The sequence below is a fragment of the Mesorhizobium sp. M8A.F.Ca.ET.202.01.1.1 genome (assembly GCF_004791595.1).
In the GTDB taxonomy this organism is placed as follows: Bacteria; Pseudomonadota; Alphaproteobacteria; order Rhizobiales; family Rhizobiaceae; genus Mesorhizobium.
In genome coordinates this window covers 486,754-510,145 of the sequence record NZ_SRUN01000004.1, presented here as the reverse complement: position 1 = coordinate 510,145, position 23,392 = coordinate 486,754, and the positions used below count along the sequence as shown (strand labels likewise).

23 protein-coding genes are annotated in these 23,392 nt (G+C 64.1%); 9 read left to right on the top strand and 14 right to left on the bottom strand.

Going from position 1 to position 23,392, the window contains the following annotated elements; translation table 11 throughout:
- Positions 1-292: 292 nt before the first annotated feature.
- Positions 293-892 (bottom strand): LysE family translocator, encoded by a 600-nt coding sequence (locus tag EN845_RS13050; protein WP_127870033.1) that lies wholly within the window; start codon positions 890-892, stop codon positions 293-295.
- Between the two features lie 95 nt (positions 893-987).
- Between EN845_RS13050 and EN845_RS13045 the strand changes: the two genes are divergently transcribed.
- Positions 988-1,857, top strand: coding sequence for a LysR family transcriptional regulator (locus EN845_RS13045; RefSeq protein WP_127870398.1), 870 nt, complete (start codon positions 988-990; stop codon positions 1,855-1,857).
- Between the two features lie 45 nt (positions 1,858-1,902).
- Here the strand turns inward: EN845_RS13045 and EN845_RS13040 are convergent, their stop codons facing one another.
- The 3 genes from EN845_RS13040 to EN845_RS13030 all read right to left on the bottom strand — a co-directional run bounded on the left by EN845_RS13040 (position 1,903) and on the right by EN845_RS13030 (position 4,908).
- Positions 1,903-2,553 carry a dihydrofolate reductase family protein gene (locus EN845_RS13040; RefSeq protein ID WP_127870034.1) on the bottom strand — a complete coding sequence of 217 codons (651 nt, stop codon included), beginning with the start codon at positions 2,551-2,553 and terminating at the stop codon, positions 1,903-1,905.
- 93 nt (positions 2,554-2,646) lie between these two features.
- Positions 2,647-3,489, bottom strand: coding sequence for a protein-L-isoaspartate O-methyltransferase (locus EN845_RS13035; protein ID WP_167531338.1), 843 nt, complete (start codon positions 3,487-3,489; stop codon positions 2,647-2,649).
- Positions 3,490-3,543: 54 nt separating this feature from the next.
- A complete protein-coding gene (locus EN845_RS13030; RefSeq protein WP_127870036.1) occupies positions 3,544-4,908 on the bottom strand; it encodes an Nramp family divalent metal transporter in 1,365 nt (454 codons plus the stop codon).
- A gap of 214 nt (positions 4,909-5,122) precedes the next feature.
- Here EN845_RS13030 and mntR point away from each other — a divergent pair, with 214 nt between their 5' ends.
- The 3 genes from mntR to EN845_RS13015 all read left to right on the top strand — a co-directional run bounded on the left by mntR (position 5,123) and on the right by EN845_RS13015 (position 6,726).
- On the top strand, positions 5,123-5,572 hold the full coding sequence (mntR, locus tag EN845_RS13025) for a manganese-binding transcriptional regulator MntR (RefSeq protein ID WP_127870037.1): 450 nt from the start codon (positions 5,123-5,125) through the stop codon (positions 5,570-5,572).
- A 104-nt stretch (positions 5,573-5,676) separates the two neighbouring features.
- Entirely contained in the window at positions 5,677-5,865 is a 189-nt protein-coding gene (locus EN845_RS13020) for a hypothetical protein (protein WP_127870038.1), read from the top strand.
- Positions 5,866-5,892: 27 nt separating this feature from the next.
- Complete coding sequence (locus EN845_RS13015) at positions 5,893-6,726, top strand: alpha/beta hydrolase (protein WP_127870039.1); 834 nt, start codon at positions 5,893-5,895, stop codon at positions 6,724-6,726.
- Between the two features lie 41 nt (positions 6,727-6,767).
- Here EN845_RS13015 and EN845_RS13010 read toward each other — a convergent pair whose 3' ends face one another.
- Positions 6,768-7,658, bottom strand: a complete 891-nt coding sequence (locus EN845_RS13010; RefSeq protein ID WP_127870040.1) for a polysaccharide deacetylase family protein — start codon at positions 7,656-7,658, stop codon at positions 6,768-6,770.
- A 92-nt stretch (positions 7,659-7,750) separates the two neighbouring features.
- The gene (locus tag EN845_RS13005) at positions 7,751-9,814 is read right to left on the bottom strand and encodes a hypothetical protein (protein WP_127870041.1); all 2,064 of its coding nucleotides are present in this window, start codon (positions 9,812-9,814) and stop codon (positions 7,751-7,753) included.
- Between the two features lie 188 nt (positions 9,815-10,002).
- On the opposite strand from EN845_RS13005, the gene EN845_RS13000 reads away from it, so the two are divergent.
- Positions 10,003-10,932: a neutral zinc metallopeptidase gene (locus EN845_RS13000; RefSeq protein ID WP_127870042.1), complete on the top strand. Its 930-nt coding sequence runs from the start codon at positions 10,003-10,005 to the stop codon at positions 10,930-10,932.
- Positions 10,933-11,086: 154 nt separating this feature from the next.
- Positions 11,087-12,352, top strand: coding sequence for a TCR/Tet family MFS transporter (locus EN845_RS12995; protein ID WP_127870043.1), 1,266 nt, complete (start codon positions 11,087-11,089; stop codon positions 12,350-12,352).
- A gap of 231 nt (positions 12,353-12,583) precedes the next feature.
- Here the strand turns inward: EN845_RS12995 and EN845_RS12985 are convergent, their stop codons facing one another.
- The 3 genes from EN845_RS12985 to carA form a co-directional block, all read right to left on the bottom strand.
- A complete protein-coding gene (locus EN845_RS12985) occupies positions 12,584-12,967 on the bottom strand; it encodes a helix-turn-helix transcriptional regulator (protein WP_127279690.1) in 384 nt (127 codons plus the stop codon).
- Positions 12,964-13,230 carry a type II toxin-antitoxin system RelE/ParE family toxin gene (locus tag EN845_RS12980; protein WP_127279691.1) on the bottom strand — a complete coding sequence of 89 codons (267 nt, stop codon included), beginning with the start codon at positions 13,228-13,230 and terminating at the stop codon, positions 12,964-12,966. Before EN845_RS12980 ends, EN845_RS12985 begins: the two co-directional genes overlap by 4 nt.
- 68 nt (positions 13,231-13,298) lie before the next feature.
- Positions 13,299-14,516: a glutamine-hydrolyzing carbamoyl-phosphate synthase small subunit gene (gene carA, locus EN845_RS12975; RefSeq protein ID WP_127870044.1), complete on the bottom strand. Its 1,218-nt coding sequence runs from the start codon at positions 14,514-14,516 to the stop codon at positions 13,299-13,301.
- Positions 14,517-14,791: 275 nt separating this feature from the next.
- Here carA and EN845_RS12970 point away from each other — a divergent pair, with 275 nt between their 5' ends.
- Positions 14,792-15,241 (top strand): GatB/YqeY domain-containing protein, encoded by a 450-nt coding sequence (locus tag EN845_RS12970; RefSeq protein WP_127870045.1) that lies wholly within the window; start codon positions 14,792-14,794, stop codon positions 15,239-15,241.
- Positions 15,242-15,302: 61 nt separating this feature from the next.
- Here EN845_RS12970 and EN845_RS12965 read toward each other — a convergent pair whose 3' ends face one another.
- Complete coding sequence (locus EN845_RS12965) at positions 15,303-16,229, bottom strand: LysR family transcriptional regulator (protein ID WP_127870046.1); 927 nt, start codon at positions 16,227-16,229, stop codon at positions 15,303-15,305.
- Positions 16,230-16,329: 100 nt separating this feature from the next.
- On the opposite strand from EN845_RS12965, the gene EN845_RS12960 reads away from it, so the two are divergent.
- Positions 16,330-17,121 carry an alpha/beta fold hydrolase gene (locus EN845_RS12960; RefSeq protein WP_127870047.1) on the top strand — a complete coding sequence of 264 codons (792 nt, stop codon included), beginning with the start codon at positions 16,330-16,332 and terminating at the stop codon, positions 17,119-17,121.
- 28 nt (positions 17,122-17,149) lie between these two features.
- Here the strand turns inward: EN845_RS12960 and EN845_RS12955 are convergent, their stop codons facing one another.
- Positions 17,150-18,133, bottom strand: coding sequence for a hypothetical protein (locus tag EN845_RS12955; protein WP_127279696.1), 984 nt, complete (start codon positions 18,131-18,133; stop codon positions 17,150-17,152).
- A 287-nt stretch (positions 18,134-18,420) separates the two neighbouring features.
- On the opposite strand from EN845_RS12955, the gene EN845_RS12950 reads away from it, so the two are divergent.
- A complete protein-coding gene (locus EN845_RS12950; protein ID WP_127870048.1) occupies positions 18,421-18,978 on the top strand; it encodes a GNAT family N-acetyltransferase in 558 nt (185 codons plus the stop codon).
- A 2-nt stretch (positions 18,979-18,980) separates the two neighbouring features.
- Here EN845_RS12950 and EN845_RS12945 read toward each other — a convergent pair whose 3' ends face one another.
- From EN845_RS12945 to EN845_RS12935, 3 genes are all read right to left on the bottom strand, one after another.
- A complete protein-coding gene (locus EN845_RS12945) occupies positions 18,981-20,018 on the bottom strand; it encodes a P1 family peptidase (protein WP_127870049.1) in 1,038 nt (345 codons plus the stop codon).
- Between the two features lies 1 nt (position 20,019).
- Positions 20,020-21,204 carry an MFS transporter gene (locus EN845_RS12940; RefSeq protein ID WP_127870050.1) on the bottom strand — a complete coding sequence of 395 codons (1,185 nt, stop codon included), beginning with the start codon at positions 21,202-21,204 and terminating at the stop codon, positions 20,020-20,022.
- A 148-nt stretch (positions 21,205-21,352) separates the two neighbouring features.
- Complete coding sequence (locus tag EN845_RS12935; protein WP_127278337.1) at positions 21,353-23,017, bottom strand: Na/Pi cotransporter family protein; 1,665 nt, start codon at positions 23,015-23,017, stop codon at positions 21,353-21,355.
- Between the last annotated feature and the right edge of the window lie 375 nt (positions 23,018-23,392).

Here is a 23,392-nt window from a genome sequence, read left to right as displayed (position 1 = left end):
AAGCTCTCCCGCGGCTGTAACCTCAGGTGGTACGGGCGACTTCGCCAAGCCAAGGTCCGGGCGGCCGCCCGGACCTTGGCTCAATCGCTTCAATCCCACGAAATCTCTCTCGTGTAGATACAAGGTGGCTCGGCGAAGCCGAGACGGAGTGGGGGTCGACCAGCGCGGCACAAGACAATTCACGCGCTAAGCCGTCATGCCACGCGATCGCCGCTACCAGCCGCCTGGAAATGCACGCGTCCCGTAGCGCTATGGCGGGGCAAGAAACCCAACTCCTGGAAGGCCGACGCTTCTAATGCGGCTGCCACATCGGAATGATCGAGGCGGCCAGCACCAGCGCCAGCACGATGTTGAGCGCGCGCCATTGCCATTCGGTCTTCAACAGCCGTGCCAGCACCATGCCGGCCGCGCACCAGGCAGACAGCGAGATGGCCGCGGCAAGGCCGAAGGTCGAGCCGAGCAGCAGCGCCAGTTGTCCTGGCCCGTCGGCAAGCGCGGCGAAGGAGGCGGCCGCGCCCAGCCCCATCGCCCAACCCTTCGGGTTCATCCACTGGATGCCGGCGCCGCCGAAGAAGCTGTTCGGCCTGGCCATGGTCACGTCGAGATTGGGTGGCCCGGCGCGGCCGATCTTGATCGCCAGCCAGACAAGATAGAGCGAACCGATGATTTTCATCGCCACCTGTAGCGACGGCATGGCCAGCAGCAGGCCGGCCAGTCCAGCGCCGGCCGCGCCCGTCACCGTTGCGAGGCCGGTCGCACTTCCGACCAGCAGCGGAACGGAGCGGCGGAAGCCGAACCGGGCCCCGGAAGCGGTCGACAGGGTGGTGGCGATGCCCGGCGTGGCGGTGGCCACGAAGGCAAACAGGATCAGCGGCAGGATGGGCTGGAGCATGGGGCGTCCTTTGTCGGAAGGTCCATGGTAGACGCCGGCTTGCATCAGTAAATGCAATGTTTGCGATGGTCTGCATTAGTATCTATAATGAAGACATGATCCGCAATCTCGACACCAACCTCGTGCGCACCTTCGTCACCGTCGCCGACAAGGCCAGCATGACGGCGGCGGCCAACGCGCTCCACCTGACGCAGGGCGCGGTCAGCCAGCAGGTCAAGCGGCTGGAGGAGACGCTCGGTTGCAGCCTGTTCGAGCGCGACCGGCGCGGTCTGCGCCTGACCCATTCCGGCGAGCGGCTGTTCGACAAGGCTAGGCGCCTGCTCAGCCTCAATGACGAGATCTGGACCGAGATGGTAGGGAGTGCTGTCGCCGGCCAGGTGCGGCTCGGCGTGCCCTATGACCTTGTCGGCACCTTGCTGGCGCCCGTCTTGAAAGCCTATGCCGAAGCCTATCCGCAGGTCGAGATATCGCTGCTCTGCGCCTCCTCGCCGGAACTGGCGGCGGCGCTTGCGGCGGGAACCATCGACCTCGCGGTGATCGAGGAGCGGGTCGGCCCGACCTCGGGCGAATGCCTGGCCGTCGACCGGCTGGTCTGGGTCGGGGCGAGGGGCGGGGCGGCCCGCGCCAAGCGGCCATTGCCGGTCTCGATCGTTGCCGACACCTGCGCCTTCCGGCCGGTGGTGCTGTCTGCACTCAACGCGTATGGGCTGGAATGGCGCAGCGTGTTCGAGAACGGCAATATCGACGCGACCACGGCGACGGTGCGCTCGGACCTGGCCGTCACCACATGGCTGGCTTCCACCGTGCCGGCGGATCTCGACATATTGCCGTTCGACGCCGGCCTGCCGCCGCTGCCGAATTTTGCCATCAACCTGCATCTGCCGGGGCATGGCGTGGGTACGGCTGCGCGGGAGTTCGCGCGGCATATCCGTGAGGGGCTGGGGCGGCGGGCGCAGGCGGCTTGATGGTGCGCCCCTTCTCCCCGTATAGGGACGGGGAGAAAGAACCACTCACTTCCAGTTCTTGCGGCGCTCGAGTTCGGCGTCGGATGGCTCGCCCGTGACAAAGGAGCCGACTTCGATTTCGCCCGCGCGCTCATAGGTCGCCATGATGACGCCGGTGGTGGAAGCCTGCGATTTGACAAGCTTGAAGGCGGCCGGCATCGCGGCATCGCCGAACAACCGCTTGCCCTTGCCCAGCAACAGCGGGAAGGTCATCAGCCGGATCTCGTCGATCAGCCCGTTGGCGAGCAAGGTCTGGATCAGATTGCCCGATCCCTGGATGAGCAGGTCAGGTCCATCTTCTTGGCTGAGGCGGCGCAAAGTCGCGATGATATCAGGCCCGAGCGCGTGCGTGCTCCGCCAGGCCAAGGTATCCGGCCGATGCGTCGCCACATATTTGGTCGCGCGGTTGAAGGCATCCGCGATCGGATCTTTCTGATACGGCCAGTACGCGGCGAAGATGTCGTAGGTTCTGCGGCCGAGCAGCAGGGCGAAGGGCTTGGAGAACAGGTCCTCCATTGCCGAGCCCGCCACCTCGTCGAAGTAGTGGAATGTCCAGCCGCCGAATTTGAAGCCGCCGACCGGATCTTCTTCCGGTCCGCCCGGCGCCTGCATGACGCCATCGAGACTGACGAAGGTCGCGGCGATGATTTTTCTCATCCGTCTTCTCCTTTTTGCGATCCGCGCCGTCACGGCCGGGTTCAACCTTATGACGAACGGCAGGCTTCCTTTTCGACACGCGACGACAAATTTCTAGCCGTTGTCGCCGGCGTGAACCGGGTCGGAGGAGAACCAGACTTCGCCGAGGATTGCCGTGGCGGTGCTGTCTGGCTGCCTGTCCTCAATCAGCCAGACAGAACGGCTGCGCGTGGCTTCTTCGCGTGTCGGGATCTTCGCCTCAGGAGGGATCGCCGAGGCGCCGACGCAAGGGATGAACCACGAGCGCATGAAAGGATGGCAGGCAAAGCCCTTTTCGCTGTGGGTCACCATCACCGCGAACGGAATGCTCTCGGCCGGACGCCACGGGAAGATCATGCGGCCACCGGGGCGCAGCGCCCTCAGCCATCCGGCGGGAGGAGCCACGACGCCGGCATTGACATAGATGATGTCGGATGGCGGCAGGGGCGACGTCACGGCATCGCCATGGACAACAGTCGCATTGCCATAGGCTTCGAGATTTCTGCGCGCCAGTTCGGCCATCTGGTCGTCGACCTCGAAAGCGGCGACGGTGCCGCCCGGCGAAACCAGCGTGGCCAGCAAAGCCGTGTAGTAACCGCTGCCGGCGCCGATATGCGTGACGGCCTCGCCGGGTCTTGGCGCCAGCTTTCCGATCCACATGGCGTGCAGGAACGGCTCGCCATTGTTGATGCCCTTTTCGGCGTCGAGCGTCACCAGCACATTCTGGTAGATATGGGCCGGGTCGGCGCTCGGCGTCGTGATCTTGGCGTTGCCGGCAATGACCGTCCATGGCCCCGGACCGAGAAAGGCTTCGCGCGGCACGCTGGCGAACACCTCTTCCAGGCGGGGATCCGATGAAGCGGCGTTGGCCGCCATCAGCCGCGCGTAGAATCTCCTGATGTCTTCGATGTTGCTCATGGCATCGGGAAAGATAGAGCGATCTGGCGGTTTGTCCCGGGATTAGACGGAGCTTCAACCAACCCCGGACATGGTGTCGTAGAGCAGCTTGAAATTGAGCACCAGGATGACGGCCGCGACAACCCAGGCCAACGCCGCCACGCCGCGCGGGATGGCAAGGTTGCCCATCTTCTTCTTGTCGGAGACGAACTGCACCAGCGGGATGACAGCGAAGGGCAGTTGCATTGACAACACCACCTGGCTGAACACCAGCAGCTGGCCGGTGCCCTTCTCGCCATAGAGCGCGGTGACTACCACCACAGGGACGATAGCGAGGCCGCGCGTCAGCAGCCGCCGTGCCCAGTTAGGGATGCGCAGCCGCAGAAAGCCTTCCATGATGATCTGGCCGGCGAGCGTTGCCGTCACCGTCGAGTTGAGGCCCGAGGCGAGCAGTGCCACGGCAAACAGGATCGAGGCGATGCCCAGGCCAAGCAGCGGCGACAGGAGCTTGAAGGCCTGGTCGATCTCGGCGACATCCTGGTGGCCGGTGTCGTGGAAGGCGACCGCCGCGACGATCAGGATGGCGGCGTTGACGAACAGAGCCAGCATCAAGGCGATGGTGGAGTCCGCCGTCGCCCATTTGATGGCATCGCGCTTGCCCGCGTCGGTGCGTTCATAGGCGCGGGTCTGCACGATCGAGGAGTGCAGATAGAGATTGTGCGGCATGACCGTGGCGCCGATGATGCCGATGGCGATGTAGAGCATCGCCGGGTTGGTGACGATCTCGGAAGACGGCACGAACATCGAATGCAGGATCGTGCCGGCCGGCGGGGCGGCAACGAAGATCTGGATGGCAAAGCAGCTGAAAATGATGATCAGAAGCGCGACGACGAAGGCTTCGAGATAGCGGAACCCCTTGTTCATCAAGAGCAGCACGAGGAAAGCGTCGAGCGCGGTGAGTATGGCGCCTCCGATAAGCGGGATGCCGAACAAGAGTTGCAGCGCGATCGCGGTGCCGATCACCTCGGCGAGGTCACAGGCGATGATGGCGAGCTCGCAGGCGATCCACAGCACGAAGTTGACCGGGCGCGGGTAGTAAGCGCGGCAGGCCTGGGCGAGGTCGCGGCCGGTGGCGATGCCAAGCCGCGCCGCCAGCGCCTGCAGCAGGATCGCCATCAGGTTGGACAGCATGATGATGAACAGCAATGTGTAGCCGAACTGGGCGCCGCCGGCGAGGTCGGTCGCCCAGTTGCCCGGGTCCATATAGCCGACCGAGACCATGTAGCCGGGGCCCATGAAGGCGAACAGCCGGCGGAACCAGACGCCCGAACTCGGCACCGCGACGCTGGAATTGACCTCGCGCAGACTGGGCTGATCGTCCTCCTCCCGTTTGGCGAACCGCCATGCGGACCGGGGGGCTGTGACGTCTGCTTCTGACATGAAAAGGCTTTCCGCAGGTTCCGGAGAATGCCCATAAGCTATGCCATGGCTCAACATTATGCAATAGGCTATATTTCATTGTCGGTGCTTGTTGTGACGGGCGGGCAGCCGGAGACGCCGGTTGCACCTCTCGCGGAATGCAAATAAACGGCCTGAAGAATCAGAGCCTGTGCTATAAAAGCAGCGACGGCTAAACTTCCGAGGAGGAGTGCGCTTGGCGCTGAAGAACAGACCGGTCCCGCGTGAGCCGTTGCTCGATGCCGATATCCATTCGGAAGGGTTCCGGCAGACCCGCGAAGCGCGCCGCAGCGCGCTGGTCGAGGATTATGTCGAGCTCATCGCCGATCTGATCGAGGATGGCAACGAGGCGCGCCAGGTCGACATCGCCGCGCGGCTCGGTGTCGCCCAGCCGACGGTGGCCAAGATGCTGACGCGGCTGTGCGCCGACGGGCTGGTGTCGCGAAAACCCTATCGCGGCGTGTTCCTCACCGAAGCCGGCCGCAAGGTCGCACAGGAAAGCCGCATCCGCCACCAGACGGTGGAAGCCTTCCTGCGCTCGCTCGGCGTCAGTGCCGAGACGGCGCGCATCGACGCCGAGGGCATCGAGCACCATGTCAGCGCCGAGACGCTGGACGCGTTCCGCAAGGCGATGACGGCGCGCTGAGGCGCGTCATTGCCGGGTTGCCCGACAGCGTTAGCCGCTGGAACCGCCGCCGCTTATGCGCGTTGCTTCTCATCGCGCGCTTGTTGCGCGCCAGGGAGGAAGCAATGGGCGTCGAGCAGGCACCGACCGCGAAAGGCAAGCAGGCAGCCACAGGACTGAAACAGGCGGCGGCCAGGGATGAGCGCAAGACCGAGGCCGAAATGGGCCATCCGCTGAAGAAAGGCGCCGATCGTTTCGAGGAACGCTCGAAAAGCTCGGACGGCAAGAGCGCCGGCGCCAAGCAGAAAGAGTAGGCCGGCAGCAATTCTGGATCGATGCTGATGACGATCGAGTGGCGCCCGCCCGAACGCTTTGTCTTTCAAGGACATTCAATTGCCTGGGGCGTAATGGGAGAAGGACCGCCCGCCGTCGTTCTTCACGGTACCCCATTCTCCTCGGTGGAGTGGCGCCGCATCGCGCCATGGCTCGCGAAGCAGCGGCGCGTCCACTATTTCGACATGCTTGGCTATGGCTGGTCGGACAAGCCTGACGGCGACGTGTCGCGCGGCATCCAGAACGAATTGTTCGCGGCGCTCTATGCCCACTGGAAGCTGGAACGGCCCGACGTGGTCGCGCATGATTTCGGCGGATCGACCGCTCTGCGCGGTCATCTGCTCAATGGGTTGGAGTTCCGCTCGCTGGTGTTGATCGATCCGGTGGCGATCAGCCCGCAAGGTTCGCCGCTGGTCCAGGCAGCCAAACAGAACGAGAAGGTTTTTGCCGAGCTGCCAGCGTATGTTCACGAAGCGATCCTACGCGCCTACATCGATGGCGCGACGTACAATCCGTTACGCGAAGACGAGATGCAGGCCTATCTGCGTCCATGGCTTGGCGACGAAGGCCAGAAGGCATTCTGGAGGCAAGTCGCGCAGATGGATGACAAGTACAGCGAGGAGGTGGAGTGGCGATATCGCGAGGTTCGATGCCCGGTCACCATCCTCTGGGGCGACAATGACGATTGGATCCCGGTAAAGGACGGCCGGGAACTGGCGCGGCGCATTCCCGGCGCGACGTTTCAGACAGTCCCTGATGCGAAGCATCTCGTCCCGGAAGACGCGCCAGAAGCGATCGCCGCTACGGTCCTTCAGTTCTGGCGGAGCATGGAAGCCGGCTAGGGGACCGATCAACCCTTTGTTTTGGCGTAATTCCCGTGCTCCTATCGGGTCTCCGCGTAGGCCGTCTGCTGGACCGTCGTCACGGTGCCTGTCGTCAGCGATGACACCAGCGGTTCGCGGCCGCGGTGGCCGGGCACCAGCCGCACCACCTTGTAGCCCTTGGCTCTGAGGTCGGCCAGCAGGTGCGGCAGCATTTGCGCGGTGCGCGGGTGGATGTCGTGCATCAGGATGATGCCGGAGCCGCGCTGCTCGATGCGGGCCATGGTGCGCTTGCGCAACTGGTCCGGCGTCGACGGGAAATAATCCTTGGAATCGATATCGGCGTCGATGACTACGATGCCGCGCGCCGCGAGTTCACGGCGCAGCGTCGCCGTCGAGGCGAGATAGGGGAAGCGGAAGAAGGGCGCGACGCTGTGCATGGACGGCACCAGTGCCGCAGACACGCTCTTGATGCCACCGTCGATCTGCGCTTGCGCCCCCGTGGCACTCATATGCGTCAGGTTGGCATGGTTCTGGGTATGGGTGCCGATCGTGTGGCCGTGCGCGGCGACCTCGCGCACCAGGGCAGGGTAGGAGCGGGCCATCTGGCCGACCATCATGAAGGTCGCCTTGACGCCGGCATTGTCGAGCACTTTCAGGATGCTTTCTGTGCGGTCGGGCATCGGGCCGTCATCGAAGGTCAGCACCACCTCGTGGTTGCGCAGCCTGAGGTCGGCGATGCTGTTGACGGTGACGCTGCGGCCGGCAAGACCGCTGAAGGAATGCGAGGAGAAGAAGCCGCCGGCGCCGGTCTCCTTCGGCTCTGTCGCATAGGCGAGCTTGCCACCCTTGGCGTCGGTCGCAGGTTTCGCCGTCGTGCAACCGGTGGCCAACGCGCCCAAGGCGACAATGCCAAACAGCTGCGCCAGACGGCGCCCGGACACAAAAGCCATGGCGGAAGGATCCCTTTGAATCGCTTACGCTTTTAGTCCGCTTATGGTTAATGAAGGTTTTACTTCGGGCTGTTGCGCAGTCAGCGGACAGCTCACTCGCTAACATCCTGCTTCCAGCTGCGCGGGTGGCCGTCGACGCGGAACTGGAAGATGAAATAGGGCGGGATGCAGGTGCCCTCGCCAGGCTTGGCCTCGGGCAGCTCGTCATATCCGGCGGTGCAGATATAGTCCTCGCGGCAGGGATGCGCCTTGTCGCAGGCGCGCAGGCCGGCGGTCTTGGTGAATTCCTTCGTGCAGAATTTATGGTCCTTGCCGGACGCGATACAGTCGTTGAAGCCCGTCTTGGCGAGGCGGCCGCAACTTGCCTCTTCTGGAAGTTTGTCGCAGCTCGCCTTGCGCAGCATGCCGCCGGGAAAGCCGCCGGTCTTCTGCTCGGGGTTGTCGTAGCGCTGGCGCGCGGCGCCATAGCCGGCGAGCTTGACCGCCGGCTTCCTGTCGCGTGCCGGATCGATGGCGCAATCCTTGGCGGTTGCCGGCGACAGGCGGCAATACCGGTCGCTGCCCCAGGTCGACATCCTGATTTCGCCGAATTCCACGGGGTCGCCGACCGCGGTGCCTTTCTCGCTGACGCAGGTGCCGAAACCAGGATGGATGGCGCTTTCGTGGACCCCGGCGCAGCGCAGGCCGGTGCCGCAGGTCCAGTCCTTGAAGCTTTCATCCTCGCCGCGATAGCAGATCGAGCCCCAGCCATTGTAGAGATCGGTGCCTTTCAGCGCGTCAGCGTATTTCCGGTCGGGACGGGCAGCGAAACCCCTGGTGAAATCGGGATGGCCGCCGGCGGCGAATTCCTCGACGATGGCGCGGCGGCGCGGCAGGTCGGCGAAGAAGACGGCCGAGCCCGGCACGAAGACGGCATTGCGGCGCGGCTCGCTGGCCGGGTCGGCGCCGGTATAGTGGAAGCCGGCAATGCCATGCGTCTGGTGGCAGCCGGTGCAGGACATCTCGTTGAGGCGCAGGTTGAAGCCGGCGACCGACTTGATGGTGGCAAGCGTGTTGCCCCTGGCGACATAGTCCTTCAGCGCCTTGTCGATGTCGGCGTCATCGACCAGCCCATGGACGATGTTGTTCTGCGAGCGGCTCAAGCCGCCGGGTGCCACCGAGACGGCGCTCTTGGCCAGGAATTTCTCGTCGACGATCAGCCGTCCGTGATCGAGATCGTAGATGTTGCGGTCAGTAAGCAGCCATTTGGCGAAGGCGGGCCTGTCAGCCAGCACCGTCGCCCGGTCGATCTCGTTTTCCATCCTGGCTTCATAGAAGCTCGAAATGGCCGGATCCCATTTGAAGATCTTCAGGAGATACTCGGCATGGCCGCCGAAATCGCGCCGCGTCGACGCCGACAGCCTGAGCACCTGCATGTTGAGTTCGAGCCGCATCATCTGCGAGGAATTCAGCATGGCGCCGGACAGCGGGCCTTCGTCGGAGCGCAGCCAGGCGGCCAATTGCTCGGGTGGCAAGTCCTTTCGACCGGCGGCCAGCCAGCGCCGGGCGACGTCCGCGCAGGACGCGTCGGTGGCGCTGGGAAGGTCCTTAGAAGCGCGGGCCTGCGCCTTCCCAGGCTTGGCGTTGAAGACCAGGCTCATGGTCAGCGGCAGGCGCGATGAAATGCGCTGGCCGGGCTTGCCGTTCGCCGGTTTTTCCTGGACCGAATAGTGGAAGCGGTAGATCAGCCGGATCTCGCCGCATTCGGTGTGGCCGAGATAGCCTCGGTCCATGCGGTTGACGACGCCGGTGAGGTCGAGCGTCGAGCCGTCGTCATCGATGTATCTGGGATTGAATTTCTGGCTGGTGTCGTTCGATTTCGCCATGGCCGCGACATAGGGGTCGGGGCTGGTCTTGGGCTCGTCTGATATCTCGCGCTTGACCGTGTCGCGCACCGTGGCCAGCGCCGGCACCGAAAACAGGCCGCGATTGTCGACGTCGCGGGTGAGGCCGAGGGCGGGGCCGAGCAGGCGGCTGATCGACAGGCCGCCACGCTCCAGCGCTTGCAAGGTGGCGGGATCGGTGACCGCGACGCTGGAATCGAGCGTCACCGCGCCGGCATTTGCAAGCCCAAGGCACAGCACCAGCAGCGACAGGAAACCTGCGATCGTCCTCAAGCCTCGAACCCCTCCGATCCCGGCGATGCTACAGGCCTTGCGCGCTCCCGGCCAGTGCGGTGAAACGGCCACCCAGCGCTGCCGCCCTCACGAAAAATGCTGTGACTTGGCGCAACCATTACGATAATTGTTTGTTGGATTGAGCCGGCCTGCCGGAACAACGGGAAAGTTTGCAGCGAGGAGTTGCCATGCTCTGGAGAGGCCGTCGTCAGAGTGACAATATCGAGGACGACCGCAGCGACAGTGGCGGCGGCGGGATCGGTGGCGGCGGCGGTCAGTTCCAACTGCCCATCGGCGGCCGGACGGGTGGCGGCGGCAGTATCATCCTCGTCATCCTTGTCGTCATCGCCGGCTGGTATTTCGGCTTCGATCCCTCGGCGATCCTGGGCGGTGGCGACGGCGGCCTGCTGCCGGGCGGCGGTGGCCAGATCACGGACAACAGCGGCGGTGGTCAGGATAGCAGCGCGGGTAGCCCGGCCAATGACGAGATGAAACAGTTCGTGGCGACCGTGCTCGCCGAGACCGAGGACACCTGGACGGGCATCTTCAAGTCGCAAGGCCTGACCTATGAGGACCCCAAGCTGGTGCTGTTTTCCGGCCAGGTCCGCTCCGCCTGCGGTTTTGCTTCCGCCGCGGCCGGACCGTTCTATTGTCCTGGAGATCACAAGGTCTATCTCGACATGACCTTCTTCCGGCAGCTCGACCAGCAGTTCGGCGCTTCCGGCGAGTTCGCCCGTGCTTACGTCATCGCGCATGAGGTCGGCCACCACGTACAGAACCTCACCGGCATCATGGGCAAGTTCGACCAGATGCGCCAAGGCATGAGCGAAGCCGATGCCAATCAGCTGTCGGTGCGCATCGAACTGCAGGCCGACTGCTTCGCCGGCGTGTGGGCGCACTACACCGGGCAGAAGGGCATATTGGAGCAGGGCGACTTCGAAAGCGCGCTGAACGCGGCCAAGCAGATCGGCGACGACACGCTGCAGAAGAAGATGCAGGGCTATGTCGTGCCGGAAAGCTTCAACCACGGCACCTCGCAGCAGCGTCAGACCTGGCTGACGCGCGGCTACAAGAGCGGCAAGCTGTCGGACTGCAATACGATGAGCGGGCCGCTCTAAGCAGTCGTTTTCGGAAAAAGACGTGACGGCGAGACGCCGTCAGGGAGTGTCAGGATCAAAGCTTCCTGCCTGTTCCCTCACTGTTCCTTTTTGCTTGCTCGCCTATAAGGTGCGTCCGCCCGCGCCCCAGGACGGCCAGAGGAGCTTGACCATCATGATCGACCCCAAAACCGCCAGGCGGGGCCTCGCGCTCGTCTTCACGACGCTGCTGCTCGACATTATCGGCTTCGGCATGATCATGCCTGTGCTGCCGGCCTTTCTCAGGGAGTTGACCGGCGTCGGCATCAGCGAAGCGGCGATCGAGGGCGGTTGGCTGTTCTTCGTCTATGCGGCCATGCAGTTCTTCTTCGCGCCCATCATGGGCGGCCTGAGCGACCGGTTCGGACGGCGGCCGATCCTGCTCGCCTCGGTGCTGACCTTCTCCATCGACAATCTGATCTGCGCCATTGCCTGGTCCTATCCGATGCTGTTCATCGGACGTGTGCTGGCCGGCATTTCGGGCGCCAGCTATTCGACGACGTCGGCCTTCATCGCCGACATTTCGAACGACGAGAACCGGGCGAAGAATTTCGGCCTGCTCGGCATTGCCTTCGGCGTCGGCTTCGTCATCGGGCCGGTGCTGGGCGGCCTGCTCGGCACGTTCGGCCCGCGCGTGCCGTTCTTTTTCGCCGCCGGGCTCGCCTTCGTGAACTTCCTGATCGCGATGTTCTTCCTGCCCGAGACGCTCGATGAAAAGCATCGCCGCCGCTTCGAGTGGAAACGCGCCAATCCGGTCGGCACGCTCCTGCAGATGCGCCAGTACCAAGGCATAGGCTGGATCGGACTGGTCTTCTTCCTGATGACGCTCGGCCACATGATGTATCCGGCGGTGTGGTCGTTCGTCTCCAACTACCGCTATGGCTGGAGCGAGCAGCAGATCGGCTTCTCGCTCGGCGCCTTCGGCCTGTGCGGCGCGATCGTCATGGGCACGGTGCTGCCGCGTGTCATCCCCAGGCTCGGCGAGTGGAGAACGGCGGTCATCGGCCTGACCTTCACCGCGGCCAGCGCCTTCGGCTATGCCTTCGCCTCGCAAGGCTGGATGGTCTATGCGGTGATCGTCGTCGGTTGCCTGGAGGCGCTGGCCGATCCGCCGCTCAGAAGCCTCGCCGCCGCCAAGGTGCCGCCTTCGGCACAAGGCGAGCTGCAGGGCGCGATGACCTCGATCTTCTCGATCACCTCGATCATCACGCCGCTGCTCTATACCGCGATCTTTTCCTGGTTCACCGGACCCAGCGCGCCCGTCACCTTCGGCGGCGCGCCCTATCTGGTCGGCGCGTGCTTCCTGGTGCTGGCGGTCATCGTCTTCGTCACCAAGGTGACGAGACCGGCGACAATCGGAAACGCCGCCGCCGATGTGGCTGAAGACGGAGCACAGGCATGAGCCATGACGGCCGCATCGCGCTGACCAGTGACGGGCTGTCGCTGTCGCGCCTGGTCTTTGGCGCGTGGCGCCTGCTGGATGGTGGCGTGCGCCCGGACGCCGGTGCTCGGTTCGATGAAGCCGGAACGTCTGGCTTCCATGGCCAAAGCACTGAATATCGTGCTCGACCGCCAGCAATGGTTCACTATCCTGGAAGCCAGCGAAGGCCGGCCGGTGGCGTGAGGTTGGGGATCAGGCTTCAATCCATTCGCCGGGGACATCCAACGCCTTTGCCAGCATCGTGCTGGTTTGCGCGGAGGGTTTGCGGCGATTGGATTCAATGTCCGACAGGAAGCCCTGACTGACCCCAATGGTCCGCGCCAGGTCGGCTTGCGTCAGCTTGCGCCAGTTGCGCAGCGCCTTGAGGCGGCTGGAACCTCGCAAAATATCCATGGTCACCTCGGCGGGCAGGGCCTTTTCAGCTTTGAACTCAGACTTCCGCTCATCGTAGATAGCCACATCCGCAGCGTCTTCCTGGGCTTCTTCGGCCGCATGCAGCAATGCCTCGTAATCCGCCTTCGGGATAACGACCAGTTCTTCGCCGGTCGAGGTCCTTATGATTTGAGGGGCGTTCATGATGTCCTGTCCCATGGCCTGCTGTAGGTCGTCGTTTCACGCTTGCCGATATAGATCGCAAGGATCGTGGTGCGATCTTCATCGAATATGACGCGGTAGCGGCCAATCCGGAGCCTATAGCCGTCCCTGCCGGAAAGGCGCTTTACATCTCCACGGCCGCTGGCCGCGTAAGCGATCAAACCCTCGGAAACCTGCTCGCGGACATCAGCCGGCAGGTTGTCGAGATCGCGAGCCGCCGGTGCCGAAAGAACGATCGTCTTCACGAGTACAAATATCGCATAAATATCGCTCTTTGTTGAGCGATATTATCGCAGCCACCGATTTTGCGGGATCAGGCCCGCTCGGCCAGCAATTCCTCACCACGCTTCTGGCGGATCAGGTTGACGAAGCGGCGGAACAGATAGTGCGAATCCTGCGGGCCGGGCGAAGCCTCGGGGTGGTGCTGGACGGAAAATACCGGACGGCCGGTGAGCGCGATGCCGCAATTCGAGCCGTCGAACAGCGAGACATGGGTTTCCTCGACACCCGCGGGCAGCGAGTCGGCATCGACGGCAAAGCCATGGTTCATCGAGACGATCTCGACCTTGCCGGTTGTGTGATCCTTGACCGGGTGGTTGGCGCCGTGATGGCCCTGATGCATCTTGGCGGTCTTACCGCCCAGCGCCAGCGCCAGCATCTGATGGCCGAGGCAGATGCCGAACACGGGGATGTCGGTCTTGAGCAGGTCCTGGATGACCGGCACGGCATAGTCGCCCGTGGCTTCCGGATCGCCGGGGCCATTGGAGAGGAAGATGCCGTCGGGCTGCATGGCGAGGATTTCCTCCGAACCGGTGCTGGCCGGAACCACCGTCACCTTGGCGCCGAGGCCGGCGAGCAGGCGCAATATGTTGCGCTTGACGCCGTAGTCGATGGCCACGACGTGCAACGAAGGCTCGTCCTGCTCGCCAAAGCCTTCGTTCCAGACCCAGGGCGTCTCGCGCCAGACCGAGGACTGGCCCGACGTGACCTCCTTGGCGAGATCGAGCCCGATCAGGCCCGACCATGCGGCGGCGCGCCGCTTCAGGTCGGCGAGGTCGAAGACGCCGTCGGGCGCGTGCGCGATGACGGCGTTGGGCATGCCTTTTTCGCGGATCAGCGCGGTGAGCGCGCGGGTGTCGATGCCCGAGAGCGCGACGATGCCGCGCTTCTTCAGCCATTGATCGAGATCGCCGGCGGCGCGGTAATTGGACGGGTTGGTGACATCGGCCTTGAACACGGCGCCGACGGCGCCGGCGCGGGCGGCCGGGTTGAGGTCTTCGATGTCCTCGCCATTGGTGCCGATGTTGCCGATATGCGGGAAGGTGAAGGTGACGATCTGGCCGGCATAGGAAGGGTCGGTGAGGATTTCCTGGTAGCCGGTGAGTGCCGTGTTGAAGCAGACTTCGGCCACCGCCGAGCCGGTGGCGCCGAGGCCGCGACCCTCGATGACGGTGCCGTCTGCCAGCACCAGAAGGGCGGTCGGCTTTTCAGTGGCCCAGGGTGGGGTCAGCGCGGGCGTCATCTCGGCCATGGCGGCACTCCTATCAGGCCGCGCTGCAACGAGCCCGGCGGGCCATCTGCGCGGCAAAGGGCGCGAAGCAGCGATTTCGCAGCCTCCACGCAGTCAAGGTTCAGTTCATGCAAGGCCCAGTACATAGGGGAAGGGGGCAGGGCGGTCAATGATCATGCGAAACGCCGCCGCGATTTATTTCATTGAGGAATATCATAGGCTTGCCCTGGCATATGAGGGTTTGCGTTGGCCTGTCCCCGGCGCTATTGTCCGCGCCGACCGAAGGAGAGAGATCAATGCGCGCGAAAATCGCCGAATCCCTGAAGACCGCGATGAAGGCGCAGGACAAGCACCGGCTGCCGACATTGCGGCTGATCCAGGCCGCCATCCACGATCGCGACATCGCCAATCGCGGTGCCGGCAAGGACCCTGCCAGCGACGAGGAAATCCTGCAGATCCTGGCCAAGATGGTGAAGCAGCGCGAGGAATCGGCCAAGGCCTTCGAGGACGGCAAGCGGCCGGAACTGGCGGCTCAGGAGCGCGGCGAGATGGAGATCATCCGCGCCTTCCTGCCGACACAGCTTGACGATGCGGCGGTCACCGCGGCGGCGCGCGAGGCGATTGCCGCGACCGGTGCGGCCAGCCAGAAGGACATGGGCAAGGTGATCGCCGCGCTCAAGCAGAAATATGCCGGCCAGATGGATTTCGGCAAGGCAAGCGGCATCGTCAAGGGGCTGCTGCAGTAGGGCTTTTACCCGCGCGTCGGCAGGCGTCCAACACGGCCACTCACGGCAAAGCCGTAGCTTGCTATTGGGTTGATTTCCCAGGCTCCAACGCACGGCGCAAAGCCGGCGCTTCCTGCTGGATATGGTTCCACAGACGGTTGGCGACCGGCCCGTGCGGCCGGTCGCGGCGGCGCGCCACGACCAAGTCGTCGGTGCGGCCCGGCAGATGACTGCCGGTAATGGACAGGAGCTGCCCGTCGCGCAGCTCTTCCGCGATCAGGAAATGCGGCAGGTGGCCCCAGCCGAGGCCTTGGAGGATGATTTCCTTCTTCATGGCTTGATCGGGGACCAGACATTGCGGCGCGCCTTCGACCACGAAGTAGTCCTGTCGTGGTGAATGCAGGGCGGTGTCGCGCATCACGCATTGGGTGAATGCCTGCATCTTCTCCAGTGTGATCGGTCGTTCGATGCGCTCGGGCAGGAAGCCCGGCGCCACCACGGGAATGAAGGGCACCTTGCTGAGGTCGATCCATTCGATCCGTGCGTCGCCCTTGTCGATCCAGTGCAGGATCAGATCGGCTTTGTCGTCGAAAAGACGCTCCGACGGGCCGCCGACGGCTTCGAAATGGAGATGCAGCCGGGTGCCAGGGCATTGGGCGAAGAACCGTCCGAGCATGCCCAGCACCCGCGGGCGCGGGCAGAGGTCGCCGATCACGACATGGATTTCGCTTTCCTCGCCCATCGAAAGCTGGGCGGCATGGACGCGCAGGCCGTCCAGTTCGCGCAGCAGCTGCTGCGCGCGCCGCTGGAACGACAGCCCCGCTTCCGTCGCACGAACGCGATAGCCGCTGCGGTCAAGAAGAACCAGATCGAGCTGCCGTTCGAGCTTGGCGACAGCGGCGAACACCGCCGGGTGCGAGCGGTGCAGCATGGCCGCGGCCGGCTGAAAGCCGCCGGTGCGGATCACGGCGTCGAAGCACTGAAGGTCGTGCAAGGTGAATTCGGCCATGTCAGCTTTGATTACAGAGATTGTCCTATCTTTGTAATATCACCAAAACCAGACCACGGCTACGCTTTGCCTCATTCAACGTTCCAAAAGGATCTTCAACATGAGCGAGCTGAATTTCGTGACTGTCGGCGACGGCACGCGCATCGCCTACCGCTTCGACGGCGACGCCGGAAAGCCGGTGCTGGTGCTGTCCAACTCCATCGCCACCACGCTGCATATGTGGGATCAGCAGGTCGGCGAACTGTCCAGGCATTTCCGCGTTCTGCGTTACGATTTTCGCGGCCATGGCTGCTCGAGCGCGCCAGCCGGCGCCTATTCGCTCGACCGGCTTGGCCGCGACGTGATCGAACTCATCGATGCGCTTGGCCTTGGACGCGTGCATTTCCTCGGCCTATCGCTGGGCGGCTTCGTCGGACAGTGGCTCGGCATCCACGCGCCCGAGCGGATCGACCGGCTGATCTTGAGCAACACCTCGTCTCACCTCGCGCCGGCGAGCTATTTCGACGAGCGGATTGCCGTCGTGCGGCAGGCCCCGGACATGTCGGAAACCGCCGAACTGTTCCTCAACAACTGGTTCCCCGCGCAAATGGTGGCGGCCAACGAACCCGTCATCGAGGACTTTCGCGCCATGCTGCTTGCGATCGACCGGCAAGGCCTGGCCGGCCTGTTCGCGGCGGTTCGTGATGCCGATCTTCGCCGCACCATCGCGCTGATCTCCCGGCCGACGCTGGTGATCGCCGGCGAGCACGACACGGTGACGGCGGCGAGCCATAGCGAGCTGATCGCGGCCGCGGTGCCCGGCGCGAAGCTCGTCGTGCTGCCCGCGGTCCACTTGTCGAACGTGGAATACCCCGCTGAGTTCATGAAGGCCGTGCTCGATTTCCTGCACTAAGCCGGTGCAGGGCGCCGTGGGTACCGTCTCACGGCTCCTTGCAGATCGGCAGTGGCTGCGCAGGTGGCGCGGGATGATCCTGCTTATATTGGGCGATGACAGGCTCGAGGGTTTTTCGCGGCCAGAATTTCGGCGTACCGATCTCCTTCAGGCAGGATGCGTTCCAGTAGGTGCCCGAAGCGGAATGGCCGCTCGCAATGGCGGCGATGTCGCGCGATTCCGGGTAGATGTAGAGCGTCGTCGGATTGTCCTTCACCATCGAGATGAGTTGCCTGGCATCGGCCGGGGACCAACTGGTGCAGCCATTGCTGCGGCCGCCGGCATAGTCCACCAGCTTGCCGAACGGCACCATGCCGTCGTGGTCGGCATAGGCGCTGTTCGGGGTCTTGCGCATGCACATGGTGCGCAGCACCTGCGCCGCGTGGCCGCCGATCACGCGCTGCCTGGCGTTGGCGGCCTCGCCTTCGCCGTCGAACTGGATGAAAGTGCGCTGGAAAGCCACGTCCTGTTTCGCGCCGGTGCGATAAAAGCCCTTGAACGAGGTTTTCGCTTCGCGGGTCATGTAGGCGCCGCCGGCGGTCAGTTCCGAATCCATGGCGTTGCCGAAGTTCTTGGCGCAGCGCCTGCCGTTCGAAAAGTTCACGGTGCCTTTCAGGTTCCGGCCGCCGCCATGGCCCGCCGAAATCGCGCGAAACGACTGGCTGGCTTCGCACACGACATAGTAGCGGCGTCCCAGCACGCCATTGCCGAGATCGCCGGGACGGGTGGCGTCCATGGCGAAATAGCAGGGGTTCCGGACGGCGCCCTGCGCCACCTTCTGCAGGTAAAGCGAGCGCGCCCGCTCCAGCACCACTTGTGAAATCTGGCCGTCGGCGTTGCCGACGTGGGCCTGCAGCCAGGCGGGAACGGCCGATGGCGCGGCAAAGGATCGGGCCGATGCCGTCAGGGCAATGACGACGACGAGGAGGCCGAGGAGCGTAACGACACCCAACGGGACAGATCTCAACCGCACCGGACCCATTCTCCTGTCGAAGCCGTTCGTGATTCCCCACGATGAATCACCCAAGCACAATCATAAAACGCCGCGCGCCATCAGGCGAAACACATCTTGTTTAGCGCGCCGGCAAGTATGCGCGAAAAGCCGAGGGAGACGCGCAACCAGCCATGCCGGCCCAAGGCGGCTGTGGAAGCCTGAAAAACGTCCCCCCGATTTTCGATCCGCCGAGATCCGCTTTCAGGCGGCTTGAGCGCTCTGCTGTCCAAGGGTATGCCTGCTTCGTTTTTCAGGAAGCATCGACCATGATCGAGATCGTCAAACCCGCGCTCGAACATCTGCCGTCCTACAAGGCGGCGCTCGAACGCGGCTGGTCGCCGGACAATGTGCGGCTCATGGAGGCAACACGCGCGGAGCTTGCGGCGATCGACGAGGACCCCATGGCATTCCTCGCCAGCCTCGACGATCCCGAGGCCAAGGGGCCGCCCATCGCCTTGCCAGACGGCACACAAGTGCCACGCCTGCCGGGTTTCCGCCGCTGGATCTGGGACGGCGAGGCGTCGGGCTCGATCGGCTTTCGCTGGCAGAAGGGCACGGCGGAACTGCCGCCGCACGTGCTTGGCCATATCGGTTATGCCGTGGTGCCGTGGAAGCGAAAGCGCGGCTACGCCACCGAGGCGGTGAGGCTGATGCTGGACGAGGCGAGGGCGGTCCGCCTGCCCTATGTCGAGCTCACTGCCAAGCCGGGCAATCCGGCCTCGCACAAGGTGATCCTGGCCAATGGCGGCAGACTCGTCGAGCGCTTCTTCGAGGACGCCGCCTATGGCGGGGTAGAGAGCCTGCGGTTCCGGATCGATTTGTAAGCCTATCGCCTTTCAACCTGATCGCCGAACCAGTCGGCGAGCGATGCGCGGTGCGTGCCGGCCCGGCCGGTGAAAGCGTCGGCGGAAAGCATGGAGTTCAGCACCGCCTCCTGCGTCGCTTCCGCCGCCGCCCTGAAAAGAATGTCGATGCGCGCTTCGTTGAGCGCGAGCAGCGGCACCAGATCGCGGTTTTCATCATGGTCGATCAGGCTGCCGGTGCTGAAGGCGATGGCGATGTCCCCGCTGCCATTGCCCCAGAAGGAGCCAAGCCTGGCGATGCCGGCCCCGGTGCGGCGCGCCACGCGCTCGAGCTGGCGGTGTTCGAGCGGCACATCCGTCGCCAGAACGATCATGATCGAGCCGCGTTCGGGCTCGGCGTGCCGCCTGGGATCGGGCCGGCGCCCGTCGGGCAGGACGAGGTCGCCGGGCCTGCCGAAATTCGACAGGACCAGAACGCCAAGATGATGTCCGCCGCCAAGCGCGATCTTCCTGGAGGCCGAGCCGATGCCGCCCTTGAAGCCGAAGCAGCTCATTCCCGTTCCGGCGCCGACATTGCCCTGTTCGACGGCGCCCTCACGCGCATCGGCGAGCGCGGCAAGGGCATGCTCCTCCGATATCGCCAGGGCTTGGATGTCGTTCAGCGGGCCGTCATTGCACTCACCGACCACCGGATTGACGGTTCCGGTGGTGCGGCCGATATCGGGGTTCTGGCGGATGGCGTCACGGATCAGCGCCGTGGCGCAGATGCCGACCGAGAGCGTGTTGGTCAGGAGAACAGGCGTCTCGATGGTGCCGAGTTCCTGCACCTGCATCAGCCCGATGGTCTTGCCGAAGCCGTTGATGACATGGCTTGCCGCCGTCACCTTTTTGCGGAACAGATTTCCGCCATGCGGCAGGACCGCGGTCACGCCGGTGTTGATGTCGCCGTCGCGCAGCGTGCAGTGACCGACGCGCACGCCAGGCACATCGGTGATCGCATTGTGCGTGCCCGTCGGCAAGGTGCCGCAGGTCAGGCCGAAATCAGCGACAGTCCTTGCCATGTTATTCGGCGGCCACCGGTACCGGCGGGCTGATGTCGCTGCGCCGTTCCCAGAGATGGGAAATGACAGCCACGATGACGGCAACCGCCATCGCGAAGGCGCCAACAACCGGCAGGCTGCGATAGCCGTAGCCGGCATTGAGCATGGCTGCTCCGAGCGACGCGGCCAAAGCGATGCCGATATTGAAGCCGGACGGGATGAGCGAAGCGGCGAGACCGGAGGCATCCGCCGTCCAGGCCAGGATGCGGGTCTGGATGGGGGTGCCGATGGCGAAGTTGAGACCGCCCCAGACGATGATCGCGACAACCATCGGCAGGGGGTAGGGGCTGACGAGATAGATGATGGCCAGCGTCACCGCCTGCAGGGCGAGCATGGAGATCAGCGACGGCATCAGTTTCCAGTCGGACAGTTTGCCGCCGAGGAAGACGCCAAGCGTGGCGCCGACGCCGTTGAGCAGCAGCACCCAGGGCACCAGGTTTTCGTCGAGCCCTGTGACCTCCAGCAGCGTTGGGGTGATGTAGGTGAACAGGCAGAACTGGCCGAGCATCAGCATCAGCATCAGGATCAGCGAGGTCCAGACCTGCTGGCGCGCCAGCACGCGGACCTCGCTGGCAAGGCTCGCCGACTTGGCCTGATATCCGGTAGCGCGCGGCAACAAAGCCGCCATGGCAAGAGTTGCCGCCACGCCCAGTGCGCCCATCACCCAGAATGTCGCGCGCCAGCCGCAGATGTTGCCGATGGCGGTGCCCGCCGGCACACCGATGACGTTGGAGACGGTGAGGCCCGACAGGATGACGGCCACCGCCATGCCGCGCTGATCCTCGCGCACCAGGCCGACGGCAACCACCATGGCAACGCCGAAATAGGCGCCATGCGCGACGGCCACGGCAATGCGCAACAACAGCATGGAGGTGAAGTCGGGCGCCAGCGCACAGGCCACCTGGCCGAGCGTGAAGGCGACAGCGAGGCCGAGCAGCAAGGCCTTGCGCGACAGGCTCTTGGTGGCGAGCGCCAGCAGCGGACCGCCGATGGCGATGCCGCAGGCATAGCCGGAGACGAGGTAGCCGGCGGAAGGAACCGAAACGCCAAGCCCTTGCGCCACCTGCGGCAGCACGCCGGCGATGACGAATTCGGTGGTGCCGAAAGCGAAAGCGGCGATGAACAGGGCGATGAGCGGCAGCGACATGAAAAACAAACCCTCGAAATGGAAGGCTCAAACCATGGATGGCCGTGGCGGGCAATCCAGAAATTTTTGTCGCCGGTTTAGGTTTTCTTGAGCGGGGTGCGGCGATGAAGCGCCAAACTCCCCCTCGAGGGGGAAATTGGCAACTTTGTCAGCTCGCCTTCAGTCTGGATCCAAAAAGCAGGCCGCGCTCTTCCAGCACGGGATAGGCCATCGACGCCAGCAGCGAGTTGATCTGCTTCAGGTCGCGGATGGTATCGAGGTGGATCGAGCTGGTTTCGACGCTTCTGGCGGTGCCTTCGCGCAGGCGCAGGAAATGGCTGGCGCTGGTTTCCTTCTCGCGGTCACGCAACCGGTCCTTCTCCAGCACAAGCTGGCGAGCGGTCTCGGGGTCTCGCGACACCAGCACGTTGAAGGCAAGACGGGCATTGGCCAGCACCGAGCCATGGAAGGCGCACAACTCGCTCCAGCCTTCGTCGGTGAATTCCAGGCCGCGCTCGAATTTCTTCTTCACATGCACCAGCATGTTCCGCACGATGATGTCGCCGACCTGCTCGAGCTTGACACAGGCGCCGATCAGCTCCTGGCAGCGCAGCGCCTCGTCTTCGGTCATCGGGTTCCTGGTCACCTTTGCGAGGTAGAGCTTTATGGCCGCGTGCCTGCGGTCGACACGGTCGTCGAGGGCCGCCAGCGCCTTGATCTTGTCCGAGTCGGCGTCCTCATAGAGTTCGATGATGCGCTTGAGCATGATCTCGACCGTCTCGCAGACCCGCACCACCTCGCGTGTGGCGTTGGCCAGAGCCTGGCTCGGCACATCGAGCGCGCTTTCGTTGAGCGCCGACAGTTCGACGACCTCGAGCGTGGCGGCAGGCGCCGGCTTGGCGCCGAGGGCCACGATCCTTTCGGAGGCTCGGTAGACCAAACCGGCCAGCGGCAGGCCGGCGAGCAGGATGATCACATTGAACAGGATATGGGCGTTGACGATCTGATCGGCCGCCGTCGAGCCGAGGAAGGCGACATGCGGCCGGAAGATCATGAACAGGATCAGCATGACCAGCGAGCCAAGCCCGCGCATCAGGAGGTTGCCGACCGGCACCACACGGACTTCGGGGCTGGCCGAGCGTGTCAGCATCGGCGCGATCAGCGACGAACCGAGATTGACCCCGAGGATAAGGACGAGGCCGAGTTCAGGGCTGATCAGGCCGCGGCCGGCCAGCGTCGCCATCAACAGCACCGCCGCGATGCTCGACTGGAACAGCCAGGTGATCATTGCCGCCAACAGGTAGGCGGTGATGGAATCGCTGGAGAAATAATTGAGGATGACCGGCAGCAACTGGCTGTTGCGCAGCGGCTCGGACGCCTGGCCGATCATTTCCAGGGACAGGATCAAGAGGCCGATGCCGACCAGGATGCGGCCGGTCTGTCGCCAGTCGCGCCGCTCGGTGGCCATGAACATCACCGTGCCCGATATCAGGCAGAGCGGCACCAACAGCGTGAGATCGAAGGTCAGCAGCTTGACCACCAGAGCAGAGCCGATCTCGGCGCCACGCACGGCCAACTGGCCGGCGGCGCCCGAGACGATGCCGGAACCGGCGAAAGAGCCGACCAGCAGCGTGACCGCGGTCGAGCTTTGCAGCGCGATCGCGAGGCCGGTGCCGGCCAGCACCGCCATGATCGGGTTGCGCATGGTGGCGCGCAGGCGATGACGCAGCACGTCGCCATAGGCGCGCTCGACGCCGGTCTTGACCATGCGGGTGGCAAACAGCATCAGCGCGACGGCGCCGGCCAGATGCAGGAGGACGACGGAGCCGCTCATCGCGGCGCCTGCATGCGTGCATGGCGCTCGCCGCGGCCGGCATGGCGACGGGGGGAGAAGGCGAGGGTACGAATCATGGTCATGACAGCCTTGGAATATAGCCGGAATATTTTAGCCGAATAATAAAAATTTGTCGATTTCAAGGGGCCGCCGCGAGGCGACAGCCGGTGTCGGAAAATGGACGGGTCCGCTAGGGGTTGCACCGGCTTGAGCGGGGATCGGCCGGATCTGCGATGTTTTGGCGCCGATCTTTGTGATGATGTTCAAATCTTTTTTGTAAGCAGAGGAATTCATTACACAATTGTAATGCTGCCGTTCAGTTTCGGTTCATCCCCTGGCCGTTATCCCTCCCGGCATCGACAACCAAGGAGACCT